Source organism: Streptomyces sp. NPDC055962, assembly GCF_042270185.1.
Lineage (GTDB): Bacteria > Actinomycetota > Actinomycetes > Streptomycetales > Streptomycetaceae > Streptomyces.
In genome coordinates this window covers 379,321-401,473 of record NZ_JBHJYN010000005.1, presented here as the reverse complement: position 1 = coordinate 401,473, position 22,153 = coordinate 379,321, and the positions used below count along the sequence as shown (strand labels likewise).

Genomic DNA, 22,153 nt, shown 5'->3' with positions numbered 1-22,153 from the left:
ACCAGACGCCACTGACACGTCCGGGCCGTCCGGAACGGCCTGGACAGCACGCCGGGGCCCGGACACCTCGTACGGTGTCCGGGCCCCGGCGTGAAGGAGTGCAGGCGGTGCTCAGAGCCCCGCAGCCGCGCGCAGCGCGTCCACGCGGTCGGTGCGCTCCCAGGTGAAGTCCGGGAGCTCACGGCCGAAGTGTCCGTAGGCCGCGGTCTGGGCGTAGATCGGGCGGAGCAGGTCGAGGTCGCGGATGATCGCGGCCGGGCGGAGGTCGAAGACCTCGCCGATCGCGTGCTCGATCTTCTCCGTGTCGACCGCGGCGGTGCCGAAGGTCTCGACGAAGAGGCCCACCGGCTCGGCCTTGCCGATCGCGTAGGCGACCTGGACCTCGCAGCGGGCGGCGAGCCCGGCCGCCACGACGTTCTTGGCGACCCAGCGCATGGCGTAGGCGGCCGAGCGGTCGACCTTGGACGGGTCCTTGCCGGAGAAGGCGCCGCCGCCGTGGCGGGCCATGCCGCCGTAGGTGTCGATGATGATCTTGCGGCCGGTGAGGCCGGCGTCGCCCATGGGGCCGCCGATCTCGAAACGGCCGGTCGGGTTCACCAGGAGGCGGTACCCCTCGGTGTCCAGCTTGATGCCGTCCTCGATGAGCTGCGACAGGACGTGCTCGACGACGAACTCGCGGATGTCGGGCGCGAGCAGCGAGTCGAGGTCGATGTCGGAGGCGTGCTGCGAGGAGACGACGACGGTGTCGAGGCGTACGGCCTTGTCGCCGTCGTACTCGATGGTGACCTGGGTCTTGCCGTCGGGGCGCAGGTACGGGATGGTCCCGTTCTTGCGGACCTCGGAGAGGCGGCGGGAGAGCCGGTGCGCGAGGTAGATCGGCAGCGGCATCAGCTCGGGCGTCTCGTCGCAGGCGTAGCCGAACATCAGCCCCTGGTCGCCCGCGCCCTGCTTGTCGAGCTCGTCCTCGTCTCCCTCGACCCGCTTCTCGTAAGCGGTGTCGACGCCCTGGGCGATGTCCGCGGACTGGGCGCCGATGGACACCGAGACACCGCAGGAGGCTCCGTCGAAGCCCTTCTTGGAGGAGTCGTAGCCGATCTCCAGCACCTTGTTGCGCACGAGGTTGGGGATGTCGGCGTAGGCCTTGGTCGTGACCTCACCCGCGACATGCACCAGACCGGTGGTGATCAAGGTCTCGACGGCGACACGCGAGGAGGGGTCCTCACGCAGGAGCGCGTCGAGAATCGTGTCGCTGATCTGGTCAGCGATCTTGTCGGGGTGGCCCTCGGTAACGGACTCCGAGGTGAAGAGACGGCGGGACACATCGCTCCCTGGGGTTGCAGCGGCTGCTGGCTGATCATTGATGGAACTCCGGGAGCTGCGCCCGGCACATTCCGTCGACCAGTTTATCGGTCGCTTCCGGTGTTTGGGTCACGCGTCTCGCCCCTTGGGAGGTCTGTGACCTGCGGCACTGTTGACAGCAGTACGACAATCCCTCCTTCCAGGGGCGAGAGAGAGCCGATCACCGTGGGTTCCTTCCCGGCGGGACGGCATTTACGCAATCTAACGGAAACGCGCCGTGACCAAGTCCCATACGGTGTCGGCAAGCCCTTCCTTGGGCCCGTACGGCACAGCGGTCTCGCTGCCGTCGGCCCCGAGCACGACCGCCTCGTTCTCCTCGGAACCGAAGGTCTTGCGCTCCCCCACCTCGTTCACGACGAGAAGATCACAGCCCTTGCGGCGGAGTTTCTCGCGGCCGTTGGCGAGGACGTCGTCGGTCTCGGCGGCGAATCCGACGACGAGCTGCCCCGGCCGGGCACGGTCCGCGGCGACCTCGGCGAGGACGTCGGGGTTGCGGACGAGCGCGACCGGAGGCTGTTCCTGGCCGTCCTTCTTCTTGATCTTCCCCGCCGCGTAGGCGGCCGGCCGGAAGTCGGCGACCGCCGCGGCCATCACGACCGCGTCGGCGTCGGCAGCCGCCTTCAGCACCGCCTCACGCAGCTGCACGGCCGTCCCGACGCGCAGGACGTCCGCTCCCGCGGGGTCGGGGAGCCCGGTGTTCGCCTCGATCAGGGTCACCCGGGCGCCCCGGGCCACAGCGGTGCGGGCGAGGGCGTAGCCCTGTTTGCCCGAGGACCGGTTGCCCAGGTAGCGCACCGGGTCGAGCGGCTCACGGGTGCCGCCCGCGCTGATCACCACGTGACGGCCGGCGAGGTCCGGGACGACGGGACCGCGGGCGAGGACCCGGCGGCAGACCTCGAAGATCTCCCCGGGGTCGGGCAGCCTGCCCTTGCCGGTGTCCACACCGGTGAGCCTGCCGACGACCGGCTCGATGACGACGGCGCCCCGGCGGCGCAGGGTGGCGACGTTCTCCTGGGTGGCCGGGTGCTCCCACATCTCGGTGTGCATCGCGGGCGCGAAGACGACCGGACAGCGCGCGGTCAGCAGGGTGTTCGTGAGGAGGTCGTCGGCGAGGCCGTGGGCGGCCTTGGCGAGCATGTCCGCGGTCGCGGGAGCCACGACGACGAGGTCGGCGGCCTGGCCGATCCTGACGTGCGGCACCTCGTGGACGCTCTCCCAGACCTCGGTCGAGACGGGGTTCCCGGAGAGGGCCGACCAGGTGGCGGCCCCGACGAAGTTCAGCGACGCGTCGGTCGGGACGACCCGTACGTCGTGGCCGGACTCGGTCAGCCTGCGCAGCAGCTCGCACGCCTTGTACGCGGCGATGCCCCCGCTGACCCCCAGGACGACCTTCGGCTTCTCCACTGCGTCTCCCCGCACTCGTGTCTCCGCGCACTCGCGTGCGGCCTCGTGACGTACGGACCCCATGCTGCCTCACCGCGCCGGGCTCGCTCCGGCGGGTCCGGCACCGGACACGCCGCAGGCCCGGCGGTCGGTGACCGCCGGGCCTGTGGTGAAGGTGCGTTTCCTGCGTGCCGCCTGCTTACTGCGCGGGGCCCTCGATGGCCTCGGAGGTGAGCAGGCCCGCGTTGATCTCGCGGAGCGCGATCGAGAGCGGCTTCTCGTGCACGTGGGTGTCGACGAGCGGACCGACGTACTCGAGGAGGCCTTCGCCGAGCTGCGAGTAGTACGCGTTGATCTGGCGCGCGCGCTTGGCGGCGTAGATCACGAGGCTGTACTTCGAGTCGGTGGCCTCGAGGAGCTCATCAATCGGCGGGTTGATGATGCCCTCGGGCGTGGTGATGGAAGAGGACACTCTCTGCCTTCCGAAGGGGATAGTGACCAAAGAGATCTTTGGTCATGCTGGTTCCGCAGTGTGATGCTCTGCGTCCGCGGGCCGGCGGGGGACCGGTGAGGTCAGCCGTCGGTACCGTGGAGGCCGGAAGCCTGCAGCATCAACGTTAGCAGCTCGCGTGCCACGTCCTCGACGGAGGTGTTGACGAGCGTGGTGTCGAACTCGGCCTCGGCGGCCAGCTCGACCTTCGCCGCCGCGAGCCGGCGCTCGATCACGTCGGGCGCCTCCGTGCCGCGGCCGGTGAGCCGGCGCACCAGCTCGTCCCAGCCGGGCGGCGCGAGGAAGACGAGCTGCGCCTCGGGCATCGACTGGCGGACCAGCCGGGCACCCTGCAGATCGATCTCCAGCAGCACCGGCTCGCCCGCCTCCAGGCGGTCGAGCACGGCCCGGCGGGGCGTGCCGTACCGGTTGCCCGCGAACTCGGCCCACTCCAGCAGCTCGCCGTTGGCGATCAGTTTGTCGAACTCCTCGTCGTCCACGAAGAAGTAGTGGACACCGTTGCGTTCGCCGGGGCGGGGCTTACGGGTCGTGGCCGACACCGAGAGCCACACCTCGGGGTGAACCTTGCGCATATGAGCGACGACCGTGCTCTTGCCGACACCCGAGGGGCCGGAGAGCACGGTCAGCCGCGGACGTACGTCCGGGGGTACGGGGGACTTCCCCCGGGATGTTGCAGCCATGGGGCGATTATCCCCGCTCTCAGGAGTGCCTGAGAACGTCAGGCGGCGCTGCCGCCGAACTCACGCTCCAGGGATGCGATCTGGTTGGAGCCAAGACCCCGGACCCGGCGGCTCTCGGAGATGCCGAGCCGCTCCATGATCTGCTTGGCGCGGACCTTGCCCACGCCCGGCAGGGACTCGAGAAGGGCGGAGACCTTCATCTTGCCGATGACGTCGTTCTCCTGGCCCTGCTTGATGACCTCGTGGAGCGAGGCGCCGGAGTGCTTGAGTCGATTCTTGACCTCGGCCCGCTCCCGGCGAGCCGCGGCGGCCTTTTCGAGCGCGGCTGCGCGCTGTTCAGGGGTAAGGGGCGGAAGAGCCACGCCTACGTCACCTCGGATGTCGATCTGTCGGATACGGACCGGCGAGGAACCTGATGGCTCCGCACCTGGTGAGCCAACGAACAACGTGTACTCGTTGGCTCTCGACGGAGACTAGCGGCCAAGGCCGCCTGAGTCAGCGAGAACAGCGGAAAAGTCCTGGTCAGCCTCGATCGAGCCGGACATTTCGGCCATAACAACCCGGAATTTTGGTCAGGATTCCGCCAACAGGCAGTTACGTGGCATGGTCAAGCTTCCGAGACGGCCGTACGGATCTCCTCCGCGAACCGTCCGGCGGCTTCGCGCAGCCCTGACACGTCCGGTCCGTGACGCAGCACACCCCGGCTCACGCTCGGCACCACGTTGCCCACCGCGGCACCGAAGACACCGGGGAGATCCGCGGGCGTGGCGCCCTGGGCGCCGATGCCGGGAGCGAGCAGCGGGCCGTTGACCGACAGGTCCACGCCCGCGTCCCCGAGCGTCGCGCCGACCACCGCGCCGACGGAGCCGAGCGGCGTAGCACCCGCGTTCTCGGCGGCCATGTGGTCGAGCATCAGCTGGGCCAGCGAGCGCCCGTCGGCGGCGGTGGCGCGCTGCACCTCGGCCCCCTCCGGGTTGGAGGTGAGGGCGAGCACGAAGACACCCGCGCCGGAGACCGCGGCGGCGTCCAGCGCGGGCCGCAGAGAGCCGAAGCCGAGGTACGGCGAGACGGTGACCGCGTCCGAGAAGAGCGGCGAGTCCTTGTCGAGGTAGGTGGCGGCGTACGCGCCCATCGTGGAGCCGATGTCGCCGCGCTTGGCGTCCATGAGCACCAGGGCTCCCGCCGCGCGCGCCTCCTCGACGGCCTTCTCCAGGACCGCGATGCCGCGCGAACCGAAGCGCTCGAAGAACGCGGACTGCGGCTTGAGCACGGCGACCCGGTCGGCCAGCGCCTCGACGACCGTGCACGTGAAGCGCTCCAGTCCCGCGACGTCGTCGCTCAGGCCCCAGGAACTGAGGAGGGAGGCGTGCGGGTCGATGCCGACGCAGAGCGGCCCGCGGGTGTCCATGGCGTGGCGCAGACGCGCGCCGAAGGGTTCGAGGGTCACTGTGCGGCCTTCCGTGTCTCGGCGCCGACGGCGTCGGCAAGGGTGGCGTAGGGGGAGGCCGCCAGGCGCGCGGCCAGGCCCTTGTGGATCGCTCGGGCGTAGAACGGGCCCTCGTAGATGAAGGCGCTGTACCCCTGGACGAGCGTGGCACCGGCCAGGATGCGCTGCCAGGCGTCCTCGGCGTTCTCGATGCCCCCGACGCCCACCAGGGTGATCCGGCTTCCCACGCGGGCGTACAGGCGGCCCAGGACCTCCAGGGAGCGCTCCTTGAGGGGCGCGCCGGAGAGTCCGCCGGCCTCCTTGACCAGGGACGCGTCGGACTTCAGGCCGAGGCCGTCGCGGGCGATCGTGGTGTTGGTGGCGATGATGCCGTCCAGACCGAGCTCGACGGCGAGGTCGGCGACCGCGTCGACGTCCTCGTCGGCCAGGTCCGGGGCGATCTTGACGAGCAGCGGGACCCGCCGGCCGGTGACCGTGCGGTCGGCCGCCTCGCGCACGGCGGTGAGCAGCGGGCGGAGCGCCTCGGTGGCCTGGAGGTTGCGCAGGCCGGGCGTGTTGGGCGAGGAGACGTTCACGACGAGGTAGTCGGCGTGGGCGGCGAGCCGCTCGGTGGACTTCACGTAGTCGCCCGCGGCCTCGTCCTCGGGGACCACCTTGGTCTTGCCGATGTTGACCCCGACCGTCGTGCGGAAGACCGGGGTGCGGGCGGCGAGGCGTTCCGCCACGGCCGCGGAGCCCTCGTTGTTGAAGCCCATGCGGTTGATCAGCGCGCGGTCCGCGACCAGGCGGAACAGCCGCTTCCTCGGGTTGCCGGGCTGCGGCTCCCCCGTGACCGTGCCGATCTCGACGTGGTCGAAGCCGAGCATGGACATGCCGTCGATCGCGACGGCGTTCTTGTCGAAGCCGGCGGCGAGACCGAAGGGGCCGTGCATCCGCAGCCCGAGGGCCTCGGTGCGCAGTTCCTCGTACCGGGGGGCGAACACGGCGGCGACGAAGGTGCGGAGCACCGGGATGCGGGCGGCGAGGCGGATCCAGCGGAAGGCGAGATAGTGCGCCTCCTCGGGATCCATCCGCTTGAAGACCAGCTGGAAGAAGAGTTTGTACATCTGGGTGTCCTCATGAAGAGGGGGACACCGTTTCCGGTGTCCCCCTGGCTGGCTTCCTAGTCGCGGGCCGCGGTCAGATGTTCCGCGTGTTCCTGGAGGGAACGTACGCCGACCCCGCCGTGGTTGAGCGCGTCGATGCCCTGCACGGCTGCGGCGAGTGCCTGGACCGTGGTGAGACACGGCACGGAGCGGGCCACGGCCGCGGTGCGGATCTCGTAGCCGTCGAGCCGGCCGCCCGTTCCGTACGGGGTGTTGACGATGAGGTCGACCTCGCCGTCGTGGATCAGCTGGACGATGGTCTTCTCGCCGTTCGGGCCCTCGCCCTCGGAGAGCTTGCGCACGACGGTGGCGTTGATCCCGTTGCGCTTGAGGACCTCCGCGGTGCCGGAGGTGGCCATCAGCTCGAAGCCGTGGGCGACCAGCTCGCGGGCCGGGAAGATCATCGTGCGCTTGTCGCGGTTGGCGACCGAGATGAACGCGCGGCCCTTGGTGGGCAGCGGTCCGTAGGCGCCGGCCTGCGACTTGGCGTACGCCGTGCCGAAGACGGAGTCGATGCCCATGACCTCACCGGTGGAGCGCATCTCCGGGCCGAGGACCGTGTCGACGCCGCGGCCCTGGATGTCGCGGAAGCGCGACCAGGGCATGACGGCCTCCTTGACGGAGATCGGCGCGTCCAGCGGCAGGGTGCCGCCGTCGCCGGTCTTCGGCAGCAGGCCCTCCTCGCGCAGCTCCGCGACGGTCGCGCCCAGCGAGATGCGGGCGGCGGCCTTCGCGAGCGGCACCGCGGTCGCCTTCGAGGTGAAGGGCACGGTCCGCGAGGCGCGCGGGTTGGCTTCGAGGACATAGAGGATGTCGCCGGAGAGGGCGAACTGGATGTTGATCAGTCCGCGTACGCCGACGCCCTTGGCGATGCCCTCGGTGGAGGCCCTCAGCCGCTTGATGTCGTAGCCGCCGAGGGTGATCGGGGGCAGCGCGCAGGCGGAGTCGCCGGAGTGGATGCCGGCCTCCTCGATGTGCTCCATCACGCCGCCGAGGTAGAGCTCGGTGCCGTCGTAGAGCGCGTCGACGTCGATCTCGATGGCGTCGTCGAGGAAGCGGTCGACCAGGACCGGCCGGGTGGGGCTGATCTCGGTGGACTCCTCGATGTACGAGGACAGCCGGGTCTCGTCGTAGACGATCTCCATGCCGCGTCCGCCGAGCACGTACGACGGGCGGACGAGGACCGGGTAGCCGATCTCGTCGGCGATGGCCTTGGCCTCGCCGAAGGTCGTGGCCGTGCCGTGCTTCGGGGCCGGCAGGCCGGCCTCGGCGAGCACCCGGCCGAAGGCGCCGCGGTCCTCGGCGGCGTGGATGGCCTCGGGGGACGTCCCCACGACCGGCACGCCGTTGTCCTTGAGCGCCTGCGCCAGGCCCAGCGGGGTCTGGCCGCCGAGCTGCACGACGACACCGGCGATCGGGCCCGCCAGCGACTCGGCGTGCACGATCTCCAGGACGTCCTCGAGGGTGAGCGGCTCGAAGTAGAGCCGGTCGGAGGTGTCGTAGTCCGTGGAGACGGTCTCCGGGTTGCAGTTGACCATCACGGTCTCGTAGCCCGCGTCGCTCAGGGCGAAGGAGGCGTGGACGCAGGAGTAGTCGAACTCGATGCCCTGGCCGATGCGGTTGGGGCCGGAGCCGAGGATGATCACCGCGGGCTTGGTGCGCGGCGCGACCTCGCTCTCCTCGTCGTAGGAGGAGTAGAAGTACGGCGTCTTCGCGGCGAACTCGGCGGCACAGGTGTCGACCGTCTTGTAGACCGGGCGGATGCCGAGGGCGTGCCGGACCTCGCGCACGACGTCCTCGCGCAGGCCGCGGATCTCGCCGATCTGCGCGTCGGAGAAGCCGTGCCGCTTGGCCTCGGCGAGCAGCTCGGTGTCGAGGCGCTCGGCCGCGGTCAGCTCGTCGGCGATCTCCTTGATCAGGAAGAGCTGGTCGACGAACCAGGGGTCGATCCTCGTGGCGTCGAAGACCTCCTCCTGGGTGGCGCCGGCACGGATCGCCTGCATCACGGTGTTGATGCGGCCGTCGGTGGGGCGGACCGCCTCGGCGAGCAGCTCGGCCTTGTCGCCGGGCTCCCCGGTGAACGCGAACTGCGAGCCCTTCTTCTCCAGGGAGCGCAGGGCCTTCTGGAGCGCCTCGGTGAAGTTGCGTCCGATGGCCATGGCCTCGCCCACCGACTTCATGGTGGTGGTGAGGGTGGAGTCGGCGGACGGGAACTTCTCGAAGGCGAAACGCGGGGCCTTGACGACGACGTAGTCGAGGGTCGGCTCGAAGGAGGCCGGCGTCTTCTCGGTGATGTCGTTGGGGATCTCGTCCAGCGTGTAGCCGACGGCCAGCTTGGCGGCGATCTTGGCGATCGGGAAGCCGGTGGCCTTGGAGGCGAGCGCCGAGGAGCGGGAGACGCGCGGGTTCATCTCGATGACGATGACCCGGCCGTCGGTGGGGTCGATGGCGAACTGGATGTTGCAGCCACCGGTGTCGACGCCGACCTCGCGGATGATCGCGATGCCGATGTCGCGCAGCCGCTGGTACTCACGGTCGGTGAGCGTCATCGAGGGGGCGACGGTGATCGAGTCACCGGTGTGGACGCCCATCGGGTCGAAGTTCTCGATGGAGCAGACGACCACGACGTTGTCGTTCTTGTCGCGCATCAGCTCCAGTTCGTACTCCTTCCAGCCGAGGATGGACTCCTCCAGGAGCACCTCGGTGGTCGGCGAGAGGGTGAGGCCCTGTCCCGCGATGCGGCGCAGCTCCTCCTCGTCGTGGGCGAAGCCGGAGCCGGCGCCGCCCATGGTGAAGGAGGGGCGGACGACGACGGGGTAGCCGCCGAGCGTGTCGACGCCCGCGATGACGTCGTCCATGGTGTGGCAGATGACGGAGCGGGCGGACTCGCCGTAGCCGATCTTCGCCTTGACGGCCTCGACGACCCCCTTGAAGAGGTCGCGGTCCTCGCCCTTGTTGATGGCCTCGACGTTGGCGCCGATGAGCTCGACGCCGTACTTCTCCAGCACGCCGTTGTCGTGCATGGAGATCGCGGTGTTGAGCGCGGTCTGGCCGCCCAGGGTCGGGAGCAGCGCGTCGGGGCGCTCCTTGGCGATGATCTTCTCGACGAACTCGGGGGTGATCGGCTCGACGTACGTGGCGTCGGCGATCTCCGGGTCGGTCATGATCGTCGCCGGGTTGGAGTTCACCAGGATGACGCGCAGGCCCTCGGCCTTGAGCACGCGGCACGCCTGGGTGCCGGAGTAGTCGAACTCGGCGGCCTGCCCGATGACGATCGGACCGGAGCCGATGACCAGGACGGACTGGATATCGGAGCGCTTAGGCACGCTGGCCCTCCATCAGGGTGACGAAACGGTCGAAGAGGTACGCGGCGTCGTGCGGGCCCGCAGCCGCTTCGGGGTGGTACTGGACGCTGAAGGCCGGCTGGTCGAGCAGTTGCAGCCCTTCGACGACCTGGTCGTTCAGGCAGACGTGGGAGACCTCGGCGCGGCCGAACTCCGTGTCGGAGACCTTGTCGAGCGGGGCGTCGACGGCGAAGCCGTGGTTGTGCGCGGTGACCTCGACCTTGCCGGTCGTGCGGTCCTGCACGGGCTGGTTGATGCCGCGGTGGCCGTACTTCAGCTTGTAGGTGCCGAAGCCGAGCGAGCGACCCAGGATCTGGTTGCCGAAGCAGATGCCGAAGAGCGGGGTCTTCCGCTCCAGGACGCCGCGCATGACGGAGACCGGGTGGTCGGCGGTGGACGGGTCGCCGGGGCCGTTGGAGAAGAAGACCCCGTCGGGCTCGACGGCGTACACGTCCTCCAGGGTGGCGGTCGCCGGCAGCACGTGCACCTCGATGCCGCGCTCGGCCATGCGGTGCGGGGTCATGCCCTTGATGCCGAGGTCGATCGCGGCGACGGTGAACTTCTTGGTGCCGATCGCGGGGACGACGTACGCCTCCTCGGTGGCGACCTCGGCGGCGAGGTCGGCGCCGCTCATCTCGGGGGCCTGCCGGACCTTGGCGAGGAGCATGCCCTCGTCCTGGAGGGAGTTCCCGGAGAAGATGCCGACGCGCATGGCGCCGCGCTCACGCAGGTGGCGGGTGAGGGCGCGGGTGTCGATGCCGCTGATACCGACGACGCCCTGGCTCGCGAGCTCCTCGTCCAGCGAGCGCCGGGAGCGCCAGTTGGAGGGGACCCGGGCGGGGTCGCGCACGACGTAGCCGGAGACCCAGATCCGCTTCGACTCGGGGTCCTCGTCGTTGACGCCGGTGTTGCCGACGTGCGGGGCGGTCATGACGACGACCTGGCGGTGGTAGGAGGGGTCGGTCAGCGTCTCCTGGTAACCGGTCATACCGGTGGAGAACACCGCTTCTCCGAAGGTCTCCCCCACGGCCCCGTAGGCGCGGCCGCGGAAGGAGCGGCCGTCCTCCAGGACGAGTACGGCGGGAGCTTTTCCGGCTCCCCGGGTGGAGATCGTCATCGTACGGTGCCTTCCGTCGTGTTGGTGAGGTTCTTGCCGGCCGAGCCGGTGAGGCGGTCGACGGCGTCGACCCATGCCTGGTGCTCGGCCGCGTGGTCGGAGCGGAACCCGGAGTCGATCAGCTGGTCGCCGTGCGCCCAGGTGATGACCAGGAGGCCGCCCTCGGGCAGGACCTTGCCTGCGAGTGCCTTGTCGAGCCGGGCCTCGCGGAGCGCCGCGGCCGGTACGAAGAAGTCCGCCGCCCCGGGGCGTACGACGTCGAGACCCTGCTCCGTGAGGGTCAGCTCGACCCTGCTGCGGGTGCCGAGGCCGTGCGCGACGATCCGGTCGAGCCACTGCCCGGCGGTCGTCGAGGCGTGGTAGCGGCCGGTGAGGGTGAGGAGCGGCTCGCCGTCCGCGAACCCTTCGGGGGTGGTCGCGAGCGCGGGCAGGCCGGACTGCAGCCGGCCCCGCCACTTCCATCCCTGGCGCATCAGCCAGTAGACGAACGCGATGAACAGGAGCAGTCCGAGGACCCAGCTGATGCGGGCGGACCAGTCCGTCACCTCGGCCGACTTCTGCTCGGCGGCCAGCTGGTGGAGGAGGTTGAGTGTTGTCACGCGAGCTTCCCGTCGACGACCGTGGCACGGCCCCGCAGGAAGGTGTGGGTGACTCGGCCGGGCAGCTCGCGACCCTCGTACGGAGTGTTGCGGCTGCGGGAGGCGAAGCCCGCGGGGTCCACGGCTCCACGGTATGCCGGATCGACCAGGGTGAGGTTGGCGGGCTCACCCGCCGAGACGGGCCTGCCGTGTCCTTCGAGCCTGCCGATGGCCGCGGGGCGCAGCGACATGCGGTCGGCGACGCCCGCCCAGTCGAGGAGTCCGGTGTCCACCATCGTCTGCTGGACCACGGAGAGCGCGGTCTCCAGGCCCACCATGCCCATGGCGGCGGCGGCCCACTCGCAGTCCTTGTCCTCGTGCGGGTGCGGGGCGTGGTCGGTGGCCACGCAGTCGATGGTGCCGTCGGCGAGCGCCTCGCGCAGGGCCATGACGTCGGCCTCGGTGCGCAGCGGCGGGTTCACCTTGTAGACCGGGTTGTAGGTCCGCACGAGTTCATCGGTGAGCAGCAGGTGGTGGGGAGTGACCTCGGCGGTGACGTTCCAGCCCTTGGACTTGGCCCAGCGGACGATCTCGACGGAGCCGGCGGTCGACAGGTGGCAGATGTGCACCCGGGAGCCGACGTGGGCGGCGAGCAGGACGTCGCGGGCGATGATCGACTCCTCGGCCACGGCGGGCCAGCCGCCCAGACCGAGTTCGGCGGAGACGACGCCCTCGTTCATCTGGGCGCCCTCGGTGAGGCGGGGCTCCTGGGCGTGCTGGGCGACGACGCCGTCGAAGGCCTTCACGTACTCCAGGGCGCGGCGCATGATCACGGCGTCGTCGACGCACTTGCCGTCGTCGGAGAAGACCTTCACCCCGGCGGCGGAGTCGTGCATGGCGCCGAGCTCGGCGAGCTGCTTGCCCTCCAGCCCCACGGTGACGGCGCCGACGGGCTGCACGTCGCAGTAGCCGGACTCCTTGCCGAGCCGCCAGACCTGCTCGACGACGCCGGCGGTGTCGGCGACGGGGAAGGTGTTGGCCATGGCGTGGACGGCGGTGAAGCCGCCGACCGCGGCGGCCTTGGTGCCGGTGAGGACGGTCTCGGAGTCCTCGCGTCCGGGCTCGCGCAGGTGGGTGTGGAGGTCGACGAGGCCGGGCAGCAGGATCTGGCCGGCTGCCTCGATCACGGTGGCGTCACCCGCTTCGATGCCGGTGCCGACCTCGACGACGTTCTCGCCGTCGATGAGGACGTCCTGCGGCTCGCCGCCGAGGATCTTCGCACCGCGGATCAGGATCTTGCTCATGGTCACTTGTTCTCCTCGGTACGGGCGGAGGCGGAGGGCAGGGCGGTCTCGGAGCCGCCGAGCAGCAGGTACAGGACGGCCATGCGGGTGGAGACGCCGTTCGCGACCTGCTCGACGGCGGTGCAGCGGTCGGAGTCGGCGACCTCGGCCGTGATCTCCATGCCGCGGACCATCGGTCCGGGGTGCATGACGATGGCGTGCTCCGGCATCTTCGCCATACGTTCGCCGTCGAGGCCGTAGCGGCGGGAGTACTCGCGCTCGGTCGGGAAGTAGGCGGCGTTCATCCGCTCGCGCTGCACACGGAGCATCATGACCGCGTCCGACTTGGGGAGCACGTCGTCGAGGCGGTAGCTGACGTCGCAGGGCCAGTGCTCGACGCCGACCGGCACGAGGGTGGGCGGGGCCACCAGGGTGACGTGGGCACCTAGCGTGTGCAGGAGGTGGACGTTGGAGCGGGCGACGCGGCTGTGCAGGACGTCGCCGACGATCGTGATCCGCCGGCCTTCGAGGTCCCGGCCGATGCCGGCGTCGGGCCCGACCAGCCTGCGGCGCATCGTGAACGCGTCCAGCAGCGCCTGGGTGGGGTGCTCGTGCGTGCCGTCGCCCGCGTTGACGACCGCGCTGTCGATCCAGCCGGAGGTGGCGAGGCGGTACGGGGCACCGGAGGCGCCGTGCCGGATGACGACGGCGTCGGCGCCCATGGCCTCCAGGGTCAGGGCCGTGTCCTTGAGCGACTCGCCCTTGGAAACGGACGAGCCCTTCGCGGAGAAGTTGATGACGTCGGCGGAGAGGCGCTTCGCGGCGGCCTCGAACGAGATCCTCGTGCGGGTCGAGTCCTCGAAGAAAAGATTGACGACCGTTCGTCCACGCAGCGTGGGGAGCTTCTTGATCGGCCGGTCCGCGACCCGTGCCATCTCCTCGGCGGTGTCGAGGATCAGGACGGCGTCGTCGCGGGTGAGGTCTGCGGCCGAGATGAGGTGACGGGGGGTCCGGGGGTTGTCCCCGGGAGGGCGCAGCATCTGGAGTTCTCCGTGGAGGGTGGAGGAATCGGGCCGGCGGGCGTGGCGGAGCAGCCGTGCGGCCGGTGGGACGCACGGGACGGGGCTCCGCTACTGCTCGCCTGCCGGGACGGTCTGCTTGACGCCGAGCAGCACGGCGTCGCGGCCGTCCTCCTCGGCGAGCTGGACCCTGACCGTCTCCCGCAACGAGGTGGGGAGGTTCTTGCCGACGTAGTCCGCGCGGATCGGGAGCTCCCGGTGTCCGCGGTCGACGAGGACCGCGAGCTGCACGGCACGGGGCCGGCCGATGTCGCCGAGCGCGTCGAGTGCGGCGCGGATCGTCCGGCCGGAGAAAAGCACGTCGTCGACGAGCACGACGAGACGGCCCTCGATGCCCTCACCGGGGATCTCGGTGCGTCCCAGGGCGCGCGCGGGGCGCAACCGGAGGTCGTCGCGGTACATCGTGATGTCGAGTGACCCGACCGGCGTCTTCCGGCCGGTGATCTCTTCGAGTTTTCCGGCGAGCCGACGGGCGAGGAAGACCCCGCGTGTCGGGATGCCGAGAAGCACCACGTCGTCGGCGCCCTTGGCGCGTTCGACGATCTCGTGGGCGATTCGGGTCAGTGCCCGGGCGATGTCGGGAGCCTCGAGAACGGGCCGTGCCGCATTGCCGGTGTGGTCATGCTGTGCGTCCATAAGAAACGGACCTCCTTCTCCGCCTCACTGGACGGACGTTAAAGGACGTCGAAATTGCGTCATCCACGTTACCAGGGCTTGTGCGAGCCCCTGGCCCCACCCCCGGGAGGTGGCAGACCGGACCTTTCGGCTTGACGCAGCCAAGTAACGCTGCGTAACCTCACAGTGAGTTACCAGCCACGCGGCCCAGCCGCAGAATGTTCCAGCGTCCGGGGAGCCTTATGTCCAGCGAATACGCAAAGCAGCTCGGGGCCAAGCTCCGCGCCATCCGCACCCAGCAGGGCCTCTCCCTCCACGGCGTGGAGGAGAAGTCGCAGGGCCGCTGGAAGGCCGTCGTGGTCGGTTCCTACGAGCGCGGCGACCGCGCCGTGACCGTGCAGCGCCTTGCCGAGCTGGCCGACTTCTACGGTGTCCCGGTGCAGGAGCTCCTGCCCGGCACGACCCCCGGCGGTGCCGCCGAGCCGCCGCCGAAGCTGGTCCTCGACCTCGAGCGCCTCGCCCACGTACCGCCGGAGAAGGCCGGACCGCTGCAGCGTTACGCGGCGACGATCCAGAGCCAGCGCGGCGACTACAACGGCAAGGTGCTCTCGATCCGCCAGGACGACCTGCGGACGCTCGCCGTCATCTACGACCAGTCGCCGTCCGTGCTCACGGAGCAGCTGATCAGCTGGGGCGTTCTGGACGCCGACGCGCGCCGCGCGGTGGCGCACGACGAGGGCTGACCGGCTCCGGAATCAGACGCGTACCGCCGGGTGGGCGGGGTCCCCAGGGCCCCGCCCACCCGGCGTTCCCATACGTACGCACCCCCACCGGGATCCCCTCGGGTGAGCCGGACACCGGGATCAGGCGGGGTACGCCGAAGGGCCCACGGTCACGTCGACCGTGGGCCCTTCTTCGGCTCGGCGCCGCCGGAGGCTACTGCTCCCGGCGGAGGTTCGGCTTGAGGTCCTTGAACCGGGCCAGCAGGCCGTTCACGAAAGCCGGGGAGTCGTCCGTGGAGAACTCCTTGGCGAGCTGGACCGCCTCGTCGATGACGACGGCGTCCGGGGTCGAGTCCATCCAGATCAGCTCGTACGCACCGAGCCGCAGGATGCTCCGGTCGACGACCGGCATGCGGTCGATCTCCCAGTCCACGGCGTAGGTGACGATGAGGTCGTCGATCCGGTCGGCGTACTGCGCGTACCCCTCGACCAGTTCCATCGTGAATTCACCGACCGGCGGCTGACGGTCGTCGGTCCGCGAGAGCCGTACCCAGTCCGCGAGGACCGTCTGCACGGACTCACCGCGCTGGTCGGCCTCGAAGAGGATCTGGAAGGCGCGCTTGCGGGCCTTGTTCCGGGCAGCCACGGTTAGCTGTTCACCCGGCCGAGGTAGTCGCCCGTACGGGTGTCGACCTTGATCTTCTCGCCGGTGGTGATGAAGAGCGGCACGCCGATCTCGTAACCGGTCTCCAGGGTGGCGGGCTTGCTGCCACCGGTGGAGCGGTCGCCCTGGACACCGGGGTCGGTGTGCTGGATGGTCAGCTCGACGGCGGCCGGCAGCTCGACGTAGAGCACCTCGCCCTCGTGCTGCGCGACCGAGGCGGTGAAGCCCTCGATCAGGAAGTTGGCGGCGTCGCCGACGGCCTTGCGGTCGACCATGAGCTGGTCGTACGTGCTCATGTCCATGAAGACGAAGTACTCGCCGTCCATGTACGAGAACTGCATGTCACGGCGGTCGATGGTGGCCGTCTCGACCTTCACGCCGGCGTTGAACGTCTTGTCGACGACCTTGCCGGAGAGCACGTTCTTGAGCTTGGTGCGCACGAAGGCGGGGCCCTTGCCGGGCTTGACGTGCTGGAACTCGACGACGGACCAGAGCTGGCCTCCGTCGAGCTTGAGCACCAGGCCGTTCTTGAGGTCGTTCGTGGAAGCCACGGTTGCGGAATCTCCTGGACTGAAGCTGGTGGACGACCGGGGATGCGCGCCGGAGCCTCCGCGAGGAGATCTCCTAGAGCGCGAGCAGCTCCTTGGTCGTAATGGTGAGTAGCTCGGGTCCGCCGTCCGCCTCGGGGCGCACGACGAGCGTGTCATCGATCCGGACACCGCCCCGGCCCGGGAGGTGGACCCCCGGTTCGACGGTGACCGGCACACAAGCGTCCAGTTTACCCATGGCTGTCGGTGCCAACTGCGGGTCCTCGTCGATTTCCAGTCCGACCCCGTGCCCGGTGGAGGCCTGGAGGCCGTCGGCGTGGCCCGCGGAGTCCAGGAGATGGCGGGCTGCACGGTCCACGTCACGGTAGGCGGCACCGGGCACGAGAGCCTCACGTCCGGCCCGCTGAGCGGCGAAAACAAGGTCGTAGAGCTCGATCTGCCACTCCGCGGGACTGGTCCCGATGACGAACGTCCGGCCGATCTCGCAGCGGTATCCGCGGTAGTTCGCCCCGAGGCAGACGGAGAGGAAATCACCTTCCTCGACCCTGCGATCGGTGGGCCGGTGCCGGCCCAGCCCCGAGTGGGGCCCCGTCCCCACCGAGGTGGCGAAGGCCGGGCCGTCGGCACCGTGGTCCACGAGCCGGCGCTCCAGCTCCAGGGCCAGGTGGCGTTCGGTCCGTCCCACCAGGATGGATTCGAGGAGCTCGCCGAGCGCCTGGTCGGTGATCTCCGCCGCGATCCGCAGGCAGGCGATCTCCTCCTCGTCCTTCACCAGGCGGAGCTGCTCCACCGTGCCGCCGAGGTCGCCGAGGCGCAGGCGCGGGGCGACGGAGCTCATCGCACGGTGGCGGGAGACCGTCAGGTCGTGTTCCTCGACGGCCAGGGAGTCGGCGTGCAGGCCGCCGGCGAGGTCCGCCGCCGCGACCACCGGGTCGCCGTCGGTGTCGGGCAGGACGGTCAGCCGCAGATGTTCGTCGGGCCGCCCGTGGGCGGGGTCCCCGGTCGGCGCGCGGGGGCAGAGCAGGACGTCCTCACCGGGGCCGAGCAGCAGCACGGCGCCCGGCGGGGCCCCACCCGCGAGATAGCGGACGTTGGCGGGGCGGGAGACCAGTGCGGCCGCGGATCCGGCGGCGGCGTACCGGTCACGCAGCAGCCCGCGTCGTACGGCGTACACCTCTGACATGGTTCCGAGCCTACGAGCGCGGGCGGAGCCCCGCCCGGTCAGCGCACCCGACCGGGAACCACGGGGCCCTACCAGGCGGGCGGGCTGGCTATGGAGCGGGCCAGGACGTCGTCGAGGACCCGGGCGGTCGTCTCGACGTCGTAGGTGGAGTTGTCGATGATCGGCAGGCCGGAGCCGTACCAGCCGGCCATCCGGCCGTGGATCCTGGCCACTTCCTCGTCGGAGAGCCTGCGGTTCCCGCTGCGGGCCGCGTTGCGCTCCAGGACGACCTCCAGGCCGGGCAGGAGGACGACGGGGAGCAGCCCGGGGCCGACGTGCCGCTTCCAGCCTCCGAGGCCGACGACGGGCCGGTCCGGGAAGACCGCGTCGTCGAGGATGCAGGAGATGCCGTTGGCCAGGAAATTACGGGCGGCGAAGCCGCAGGTGCGGCGGGCCAGGCGGTACTGGGCCTCGGAGTGGTCGTTCCATCCGGCCTGCGGGTCGGCGAATCCGGAGCAGACCCATTCGCGGACGTCGTCGAGGGACACGTGCGCGGTGGGGACCCTGCGCCGGGCGGCCCAGAGCTTGGCGACCGTGGTCTTTCCGGCTCCGGCCGGGCCGATCAGCAGCACGGCCAGCGTCGCGGCACCGGTACCCGGCTCCGCGGGCGGGGCGGGCAGCGGGACCGGCCCTCCGGGCGGGAGCTGGACGTGTCCGGTGGTGTCCCGGGAAGGAGGCGGAGGTGCGTGCTGCGGCCCGGGCGCCGCGGGAACGTGACGGGGCGCGGGAGGCGGCGGCCCCGGCGCCGCGGGAGGGGGCGGCGGCGGCCCGGCCTGGCCGGGGTGGCCCGGCTGCTGGGCCTGCTGCGTCCACGGTCCGATGCCGGGACCCTGGGGCGGAGGCAGCGGGGCCCCCACTGCGTGCTGCATCCGGTGCCACTCCGTCTCGTACAGGCAATGGGCGCTGGTCGAACGGCAACCGTACCTTCCCCGGCCGCCCTGCGGTGAACGGGCGGGGAAGGCGGGAAGTGCCCGGTGTCAGTCCGTCAGTTCGTCGGCCAGGGCGCGCAGGGCGAGCCGGTAGGAGCCGATGCCGAACCCTGCCACCGTGCCGGTGGCCACCGGGGCGATCACGGAGGTGTGGCGGAACTCCTCGCGCGCGTACGGATTCGAGATGTGCACCTCGATCAGCGCGGCGGTGCGCTGGGCCGCGGCGTCGCGCATCCCGTACGAGTAGTGCGTGAAGGCGCCCGGGTTGATGACGACCGGGATCGAGCCGTCCGCCGCCTCGTGGAGCCAGCGGATCAACTCGCCCTCGTCGTTGGTCTCCCGGACCTCGACGTCGAGGCCGAGCTCCTCGCCGACGGCCCGGCAGGCGTCGACGAGGCCGGTGTAGGAGGTCGCCCCGTACACGTCCGGTTCGCGGGAGCCGAGACGTCCGAGGTTCGGCCCGTTGAGCACGAGGACCCTGCGGGCCGTCATGCGGAGACCTCTCCGAAAGCGGCGAGCAGGACGGACGGGTCGGGGCCCTCCAGCACGGTGGGCTTCCCGATGCCGTCCAGGACGATGAAGCGCAGCAGGTCGCCGCGGGACTTCTTGTCGACCTTCATGTTCTCCAGGAGCTTCGGCCACTGGTCACCTCGGTAGGTGAGCGGCAGTCCGACGGACTCCAGGACGGCACGGTGCCGGTCGGCGGTCGCGTCGTCGAGCCGGCCGGCGAGCCGGCCGAGCTCCGCCGCGAAGACCATGCCCACCGAGACGGCCGCACCGTGGCGCCACTTGTAGCGCTCGTTCTTCTCGATGGCGTGCGCCAGCGTGTGGCCGTAGTTGAGGATCTCCCGGAGACCGGACTCCTTGAGGTCGCTGGAGACGACCTCCGCCTTGACCCGGATGGAACGCTCGATCAGCTCGGCGGTGTGCGGTCCCGCGGGAGTGCGGGCGGCCTGCGGATCGGCCTCGACGAGGTCGAGGATGACCGGGTCGGCGATGAAGCCGGCCTTGATGATCTCGGCCATGCCGGAGACGTAGTCGTTGACCGGCAGGGAGTCCAGGGCGGCGAGGTCGCAGAGGACTCCGGCCGGCGGGTGGAAGGCGCCCACGAGGTTCTTGCCCTCGGCGGTGTTGATGCCGGTCTTGCCGCCGACCGCCGCGTCGACCATGGCGAGCACGGTCGTCGGTACGGCGATCCAGCGCACGCCGCGCAGCCAGGACGCGGCGACGAACCCGGCGACGTCGGTGGTGGCGCCGCCGCCGACGCCGACGATGACGTCGGTGCGGGTGAAGCCGGTCTGGCCGAGCGCCTTCCAGCAGTAGGCGGCGACCTCGACGGTCTTGGCCTCCTCGGCGTTCGGCAGCTGGATCGCGATGGCCTCGTAGCCCTGGGCGGCGAGGTCCTCGCGGACCGCCTCACCGGTCTCGGCGAGCGCCTCGGGGTGGAGTACGGCGACCCGCTTGGCACGGTCACCGATGAGGTTCGGCAGCTCGCCGAGGAGCTGGCGGCCGACGAGCACCTCGTAGGCCTCGGTGCCCGCAGTCCCGGCGATCTGGATGCGCGTGGTGCCCTGCTCGCTCATGTCTGTGTTCTCCCGGCCGGACGGCACGGTCCCGGCCGTGCGCTCCGGCAACTCCGTTGCGTCGAGGACCGCCTGGGCGACCTCTTCGGGGGTGCGTTCGTCGGTCGTGACGGTCACGTCCGCCACTTCGTCGTACAGATGGCGCCGGGCGTCCATGAGTTCGCGCCACTGGCGTCGCGGGTTGACGGCGAGCAGGGGGCGGGCGGTGTTCAGCCCGACCCGCTTGACCGCTTCGTCCACGTCCATGGAGAGGTAGACGACCCGGTGGCCGGCGAGCAGCGCGCGGGTCGACGCGTCGAGGACGGCCCCGCCGCCCAGCGCGAGGACCCCCGGGTGTCCGGCGAGGGACTCCCGCACGGCTTCGGACTCCAGGGCACGGAAGTGCTCCTCGCCGTCGTCGAAGAAGATCTCGGGGATCGACTTGCCCGCGGCGGCCACGACGTCGGCGTCGGTGTCCCGGTAGGTGGTGCCGAGCCGCTCCGCGAGCAGCTCCCCCACCGTGGACTTGCCGACCCCCATGGGTCCGACGAGGACGATCAGCGGGCCGCTCACCGGATCTGGAGGTGGGAGAGGTACGACTGGACGTTGCGGTGGGTCTCGGCGACGCTGTCGCCGCCGAACTTCTCCGCGACCGCGTCGGCCAGCACCAGGGCCACCATCGCCTCGGCGACGATCCCGGCGGCCGGCACGGCGCAGACGTCGGACCGCTGGTGGTGCGCCTTCGCCGCCTCGCCGGTGACGACGTCGACGGTGGCGAGCGCGCGGGGCACGGTGGCGATGGGCTTCATCGCGGCGCGCACGCGCAGGAGCTCACCGGTGGTGAGACCGCCCTCGGTGCCGCCGGAGCGGCCGGAGGCACGCTTGATGCCGTTCTCGGTGGCGAGGATCTCGTCGTGGGCCTTGGACCCGGGGACCCGGGCCAGGTCGAAGCCGTCGCCGACCTCGACGCCCTTGATGGCCTGGATGCCCATGAGGGCGGCGGCGAGCCGGGCGTCGAGCCTGCGGTCCCAGTGGACGTGCGAGCCGAGGCCGACGGGGACGCCGTAGGCGAGCACCTCGACGACTCCGCCGAGGGTGTCGCCGTCCTTGTGGGCCTGGTCGATCTCCTCGACCATGGCCTTCGACGCCTCGGCGTCCAGGCAGCGCACGGGGTCGGCGTCGAGCCGCTCGACGTCGGAGGGCTTGGGGTAGACGCCGTAGGGCGCCTTGGCCGCGGCCAGCTCGACGACGTGGGAGACGATCTCGATGCCCGCGGTCTCCTTGAGGTACGACCGGGCAACGGCGCCGAGGGCGACACGGGCCGCGGTCTCACGGGCGCTCGCGCGCTCCAGGACCGGACGTGCCTCGTCGAAGCCGTACTTCTGCATCCCCGCGAGGTCGGCGTGGCCGGGCCGGGGGCGGGTCAGCGGGGCGTTGCGCGCCTGAGCGGCGAGCACGTCGGGGTCGACCGGGTCGGCCGACATGACCTGCTCCCACTTGGGCCACTCGGTGTTGCCCACCATCACGGCGACGGGCGAGCCCATGGTCAGGCCGTGCCGGACACCGCCGAGGAAGGTGACCTCGTCCCGCTCGAACTTCATACGGGCGCCGCGCCCGTAACCGAGCCGTCGCCTGGCGAGCGCGTCGGCCACCATCTCCGTGGTGACGGGGATACCGGCGGGAAGACCCTCCAGCGTCGCCACCAGTGCGGGGCCGTGCGACTCTCCGGCGGTCAGCCAGCGCAACCTGCTCAACGGTGCTCCTCATGCTCGCGCCTGTAACTGCAACGGCGCGACCGGGTGCGCGGCCCTGGCCCGCCGCCCCTGATCCTCCCACGACCCGGAGCGCCGACCCGCCGCCGGTCCATCAGACGGACGGCCCTGTCGGCCGGACACCGGACCCGATCAACCGGAAAAGTCGCCACATTCATGCATTCACACGCCATACATGCCATATGAATAGACG

Annotated in this window: 21 protein-coding genes; 1 reads left to right on the top strand and 20 read right to left on the bottom strand. The window is 70.7% G+C overall.

The window, feature by feature from the left end:
• Nucleotides 1-111 precede the first annotated feature (111 nt).
• The 13 genes from metK to pyrR form a co-directional block, all read right to left on the bottom strand.
• The gene (gene metK / locus ACFC51_RS18000) at nucleotides 112-1,320 is read right to left on the bottom strand and encodes a methionine adenosyltransferase (protein ID WP_376379295.1); all 1,209 of its coding nucleotides are present in this window, start codon (nucleotides 1,318-1,320) and stop codon (nucleotides 112-114) included.
• A gap of 240 nt (nucleotides 1,321-1,560) precedes the next feature.
• Complete coding sequence (gene coaBC / locus ACFC51_RS17995; protein WP_376529534.1) at nucleotides 1,561-2,763, bottom strand: bifunctional phosphopantothenoylcysteine decarboxylase/phosphopantothenate--cysteine ligase CoaBC; 1,203 nt, start codon at nucleotides 2,761-2,763, stop codon at nucleotides 1,561-1,563.
• A gap of 178 nt (nucleotides 2,764-2,941) precedes the next feature.
• Nucleotides 2,942-3,214: a DNA-directed RNA polymerase subunit omega gene (gene rpoZ / locus ACFC51_RS17990; RefSeq protein WP_003970369.1), complete on the bottom strand. Its 273-nt coding sequence runs from the start codon at nucleotides 3,212-3,214 to the stop codon at nucleotides 2,942-2,944.
• 101 nt (nucleotides 3,215-3,315) lie between these two features.
• Nucleotides 3,316-3,933 carry a guanylate kinase gene (gene gmk / locus ACFC51_RS17985; protein WP_376379301.1) on the bottom strand — a complete coding sequence of 206 codons (618 nt, stop codon included), beginning with the start codon at nucleotides 3,931-3,933 and terminating at the stop codon, nucleotides 3,316-3,318.
• A 38-nt stretch (nucleotides 3,934-3,971) separates the two neighbouring features.
• Entirely contained in the window at nucleotides 3,972-4,295 is a 324-nt protein-coding gene (locus ACFC51_RS17980) for an integration host factor (RefSeq protein ID WP_014157387.1), read from the bottom strand.
• Nucleotides 4,296-4,540: 245 nt separating this feature from the next.
• Entirely contained in the window at nucleotides 4,541-5,380 is an 840-nt protein-coding gene (gene pyrF, locus ACFC51_RS17975) for an orotidine-5'-phosphate decarboxylase (protein ID WP_376529531.1), read from the bottom strand.
• Nucleotides 5,377-6,486: a quinone-dependent dihydroorotate dehydrogenase gene (locus ACFC51_RS17970; protein WP_376379307.1), complete on the bottom strand. Its 1,110-nt coding sequence runs from the start codon at nucleotides 6,484-6,486 to the stop codon at nucleotides 5,377-5,379. The genes pyrF and ACFC51_RS17970 overlap by 4 nt, the downstream gene beginning before the upstream one ends.
• 56 nt (nucleotides 6,487-6,542) lie before the next feature.
• A complete protein-coding gene (gene carB, locus ACFC51_RS17965; RefSeq protein WP_376379310.1) occupies nucleotides 6,543-9,851 on the bottom strand; it encodes a carbamoyl-phosphate synthase large subunit in 3,309 nt (1,102 codons plus the stop codon).
• Nucleotides 9,844-10,986: a glutamine-hydrolyzing carbamoyl-phosphate synthase small subunit gene (gene carA, locus ACFC51_RS17960; protein ID WP_376379313.1), complete on the bottom strand. Its 1,143-nt coding sequence runs from the start codon at nucleotides 10,984-10,986 to the stop codon at nucleotides 9,844-9,846. Before carA ends, carB begins: the two co-directional genes overlap by 8 nt.
• A complete protein-coding gene (locus tag ACFC51_RS17955) occupies nucleotides 10,983-11,585 on the bottom strand; it encodes a hypothetical protein (RefSeq protein WP_376379316.1) in 603 nt (200 codons plus the stop codon). Before ACFC51_RS17955 ends, carA begins: the two co-directional genes overlap by 4 nt.
• Nucleotides 11,582-12,868, bottom strand: coding sequence for a dihydroorotase (locus ACFC51_RS17950; protein ID WP_376529529.1), 1,287 nt, complete (start codon nucleotides 12,866-12,868; stop codon nucleotides 11,582-11,584). Before ACFC51_RS17950 ends, ACFC51_RS17955 begins: the two co-directional genes overlap by 4 nt.
• Before the next feature lie 2 nt (nucleotides 12,869-12,870).
• Nucleotides 12,871-13,887, bottom strand: a complete 1,017-nt coding sequence (locus tag ACFC51_RS17945; protein ID WP_376529526.1) for an aspartate carbamoyltransferase catalytic subunit — start codon at nucleotides 13,885-13,887, stop codon at nucleotides 12,871-12,873.
• A 90-nt stretch (nucleotides 13,888-13,977) separates the two neighbouring features.
• Nucleotides 13,978-14,562 (bottom strand): bifunctional pyr operon transcriptional regulator/uracil phosphoribosyltransferase PyrR, encoded by a 585-nt coding sequence (gene pyrR / locus ACFC51_RS17940; RefSeq protein WP_376379325.1) that lies wholly within the window; start codon nucleotides 14,560-14,562, stop codon nucleotides 13,978-13,980.
• Between the two features lie 221 nt (nucleotides 14,563-14,783).
• Here pyrR and bldD point away from each other — a divergent pair, with 221 nt between their 5' ends.
• Nucleotides 14,784-15,284 (top strand): transcriptional regulator BldD, encoded by a 501-nt coding sequence (gene bldD, locus ACFC51_RS17935; RefSeq protein WP_014157378.1) that lies wholly within the window; start codon nucleotides 14,784-14,786, stop codon nucleotides 15,282-15,284.
• A 193-nt stretch (nucleotides 15,285-15,477) separates the two neighbouring features.
• Here bldD and nusB read toward each other — a convergent pair whose 3' ends face one another.
• The 7 genes from nusB to aroC all read right to left on the bottom strand — a co-directional run bounded on the left by nusB (nucleotide 15,478) and on the right by aroC (nucleotide 21,942).
• Entirely contained in the window at nucleotides 15,478-15,909 is a 432-nt protein-coding gene (nusB, locus tag ACFC51_RS17930; RefSeq protein ID WP_031097763.1) for a transcription antitermination factor NusB, read from the bottom strand.
• A 2-nt stretch (nucleotides 15,910-15,911) separates the two neighbouring features.
• Entirely contained in the window at nucleotides 15,912-16,478 is a 567-nt protein-coding gene (efp, locus tag ACFC51_RS17925) for an elongation factor P (protein ID WP_329226688.1), read from the bottom strand.
• Nucleotides 16,479-16,551: 73 nt separating this feature from the next.
• Nucleotides 16,552-17,658 carry a M24 family metallopeptidase gene (locus ACFC51_RS17920; protein ID WP_376373448.1) on the bottom strand — a complete coding sequence of 369 codons (1,107 nt, stop codon included), beginning with the start codon at nucleotides 17,656-17,658 and terminating at the stop codon, nucleotides 16,552-16,554.
• 68 nt (nucleotides 17,659-17,726) lie between these two features.
• A complete protein-coding gene (locus tag ACFC51_RS17915; protein WP_376373451.1) occupies nucleotides 17,727-18,566 on the bottom strand; it encodes a Pro-rich N-terminal domain-containing protein in 840 nt (279 codons plus the stop codon).
• Nucleotides 18,567-18,674: 108 nt separating this feature from the next.
• A complete protein-coding gene (gene aroQ, locus ACFC51_RS17910; protein ID WP_376373454.1) occupies nucleotides 18,675-19,118 on the bottom strand; it encodes a type II 3-dehydroquinate dehydratase in 444 nt (147 codons plus the stop codon).
• Nucleotides 19,115-20,761 carry a 3-dehydroquinate synthase gene (gene aroB, locus ACFC51_RS17905; protein ID WP_376373456.1) on the bottom strand — a complete coding sequence of 549 codons (1,647 nt, stop codon included), beginning with the start codon at nucleotides 20,759-20,761 and terminating at the stop codon, nucleotides 19,115-19,117. The genes aroQ and aroB overlap by 4 nt, the downstream gene beginning before the upstream one ends.
• Nucleotides 20,758-21,942: a chorismate synthase gene (aroC, locus tag ACFC51_RS17900; RefSeq protein ID WP_376373459.1), complete on the bottom strand. Its 1,185-nt coding sequence runs from the start codon at nucleotides 21,940-21,942 to the stop codon at nucleotides 20,758-20,760. Before aroC ends, aroB begins: the two co-directional genes overlap by 4 nt.
• Nucleotides 21,943-22,153: the final 211 nt, after the last annotated feature.

Coding starts and splice junctions, on each gene's coding strand:
- carA (WP_376379313.1), bottom strand. CDS start 10,986: ATGACGATCTCCACCCGGGGAGCCGGAAAAGCTCCCGCCGTACTCGTC.
- ACFC51_RS17945 (WP_376529526.1), bottom strand. CDS start 13,887: ATGCTGCGCCCTCCCGGGGACAACCCCCGGACCCCCCGTCACCTCATC.
- ACFC51_RS17920 (WP_376373448.1), bottom strand. CDS start 17,658: ATGTCAGAGGTGTACGCCGTACGACGCGGGCTGCTGCGTGACCGGTAC.
- aroQ (WP_376373454.1), bottom strand. CDS start 19,118: ATGACGGCCCGCAGGGTCCTCGTGCTCAACGGGCCGAACCTCGGACGT.
- ACFC51_RS17970 (WP_376379307.1), bottom strand. CDS start 6,486: ATGTACAAACTCTTCTTCCAGCTGGTCTTCAAGCGGATGGATCCCGAG.
- ACFC51_RS17950 (WP_376529529.1), bottom strand. CDS start 12,868: ATGAGCAAGATCCTGATCCGCGGTGCGAAGATCCTCGGCGGCGAGCCG.
- bldD (WP_014157378.1), top strand. CDS start 14,784: ATGTCCAGCGAATACGCAAAGCAGCTCGGGGCCAAGCTCCGCGCCATC.
- gmk (WP_376379301.1), bottom strand. CDS start 3,933: ATGGCTGCAACATCCCGGGGGAAGTCCCCCGTACCCCCGGACGTACGT.
- ACFC51_RS17915 (WP_376373451.1), bottom strand. CDS start 18,566: ATGCAGCACGCAGTGGGGGCCCCGCTGCCTCCGCCCCAGGGTCCCGGC.
- pyrR (WP_376379325.1), bottom strand. CDS start 14,562: ATGGACGCACAGCATGACCACACCGGCAATGCGGCACGGCCCGTTCTC.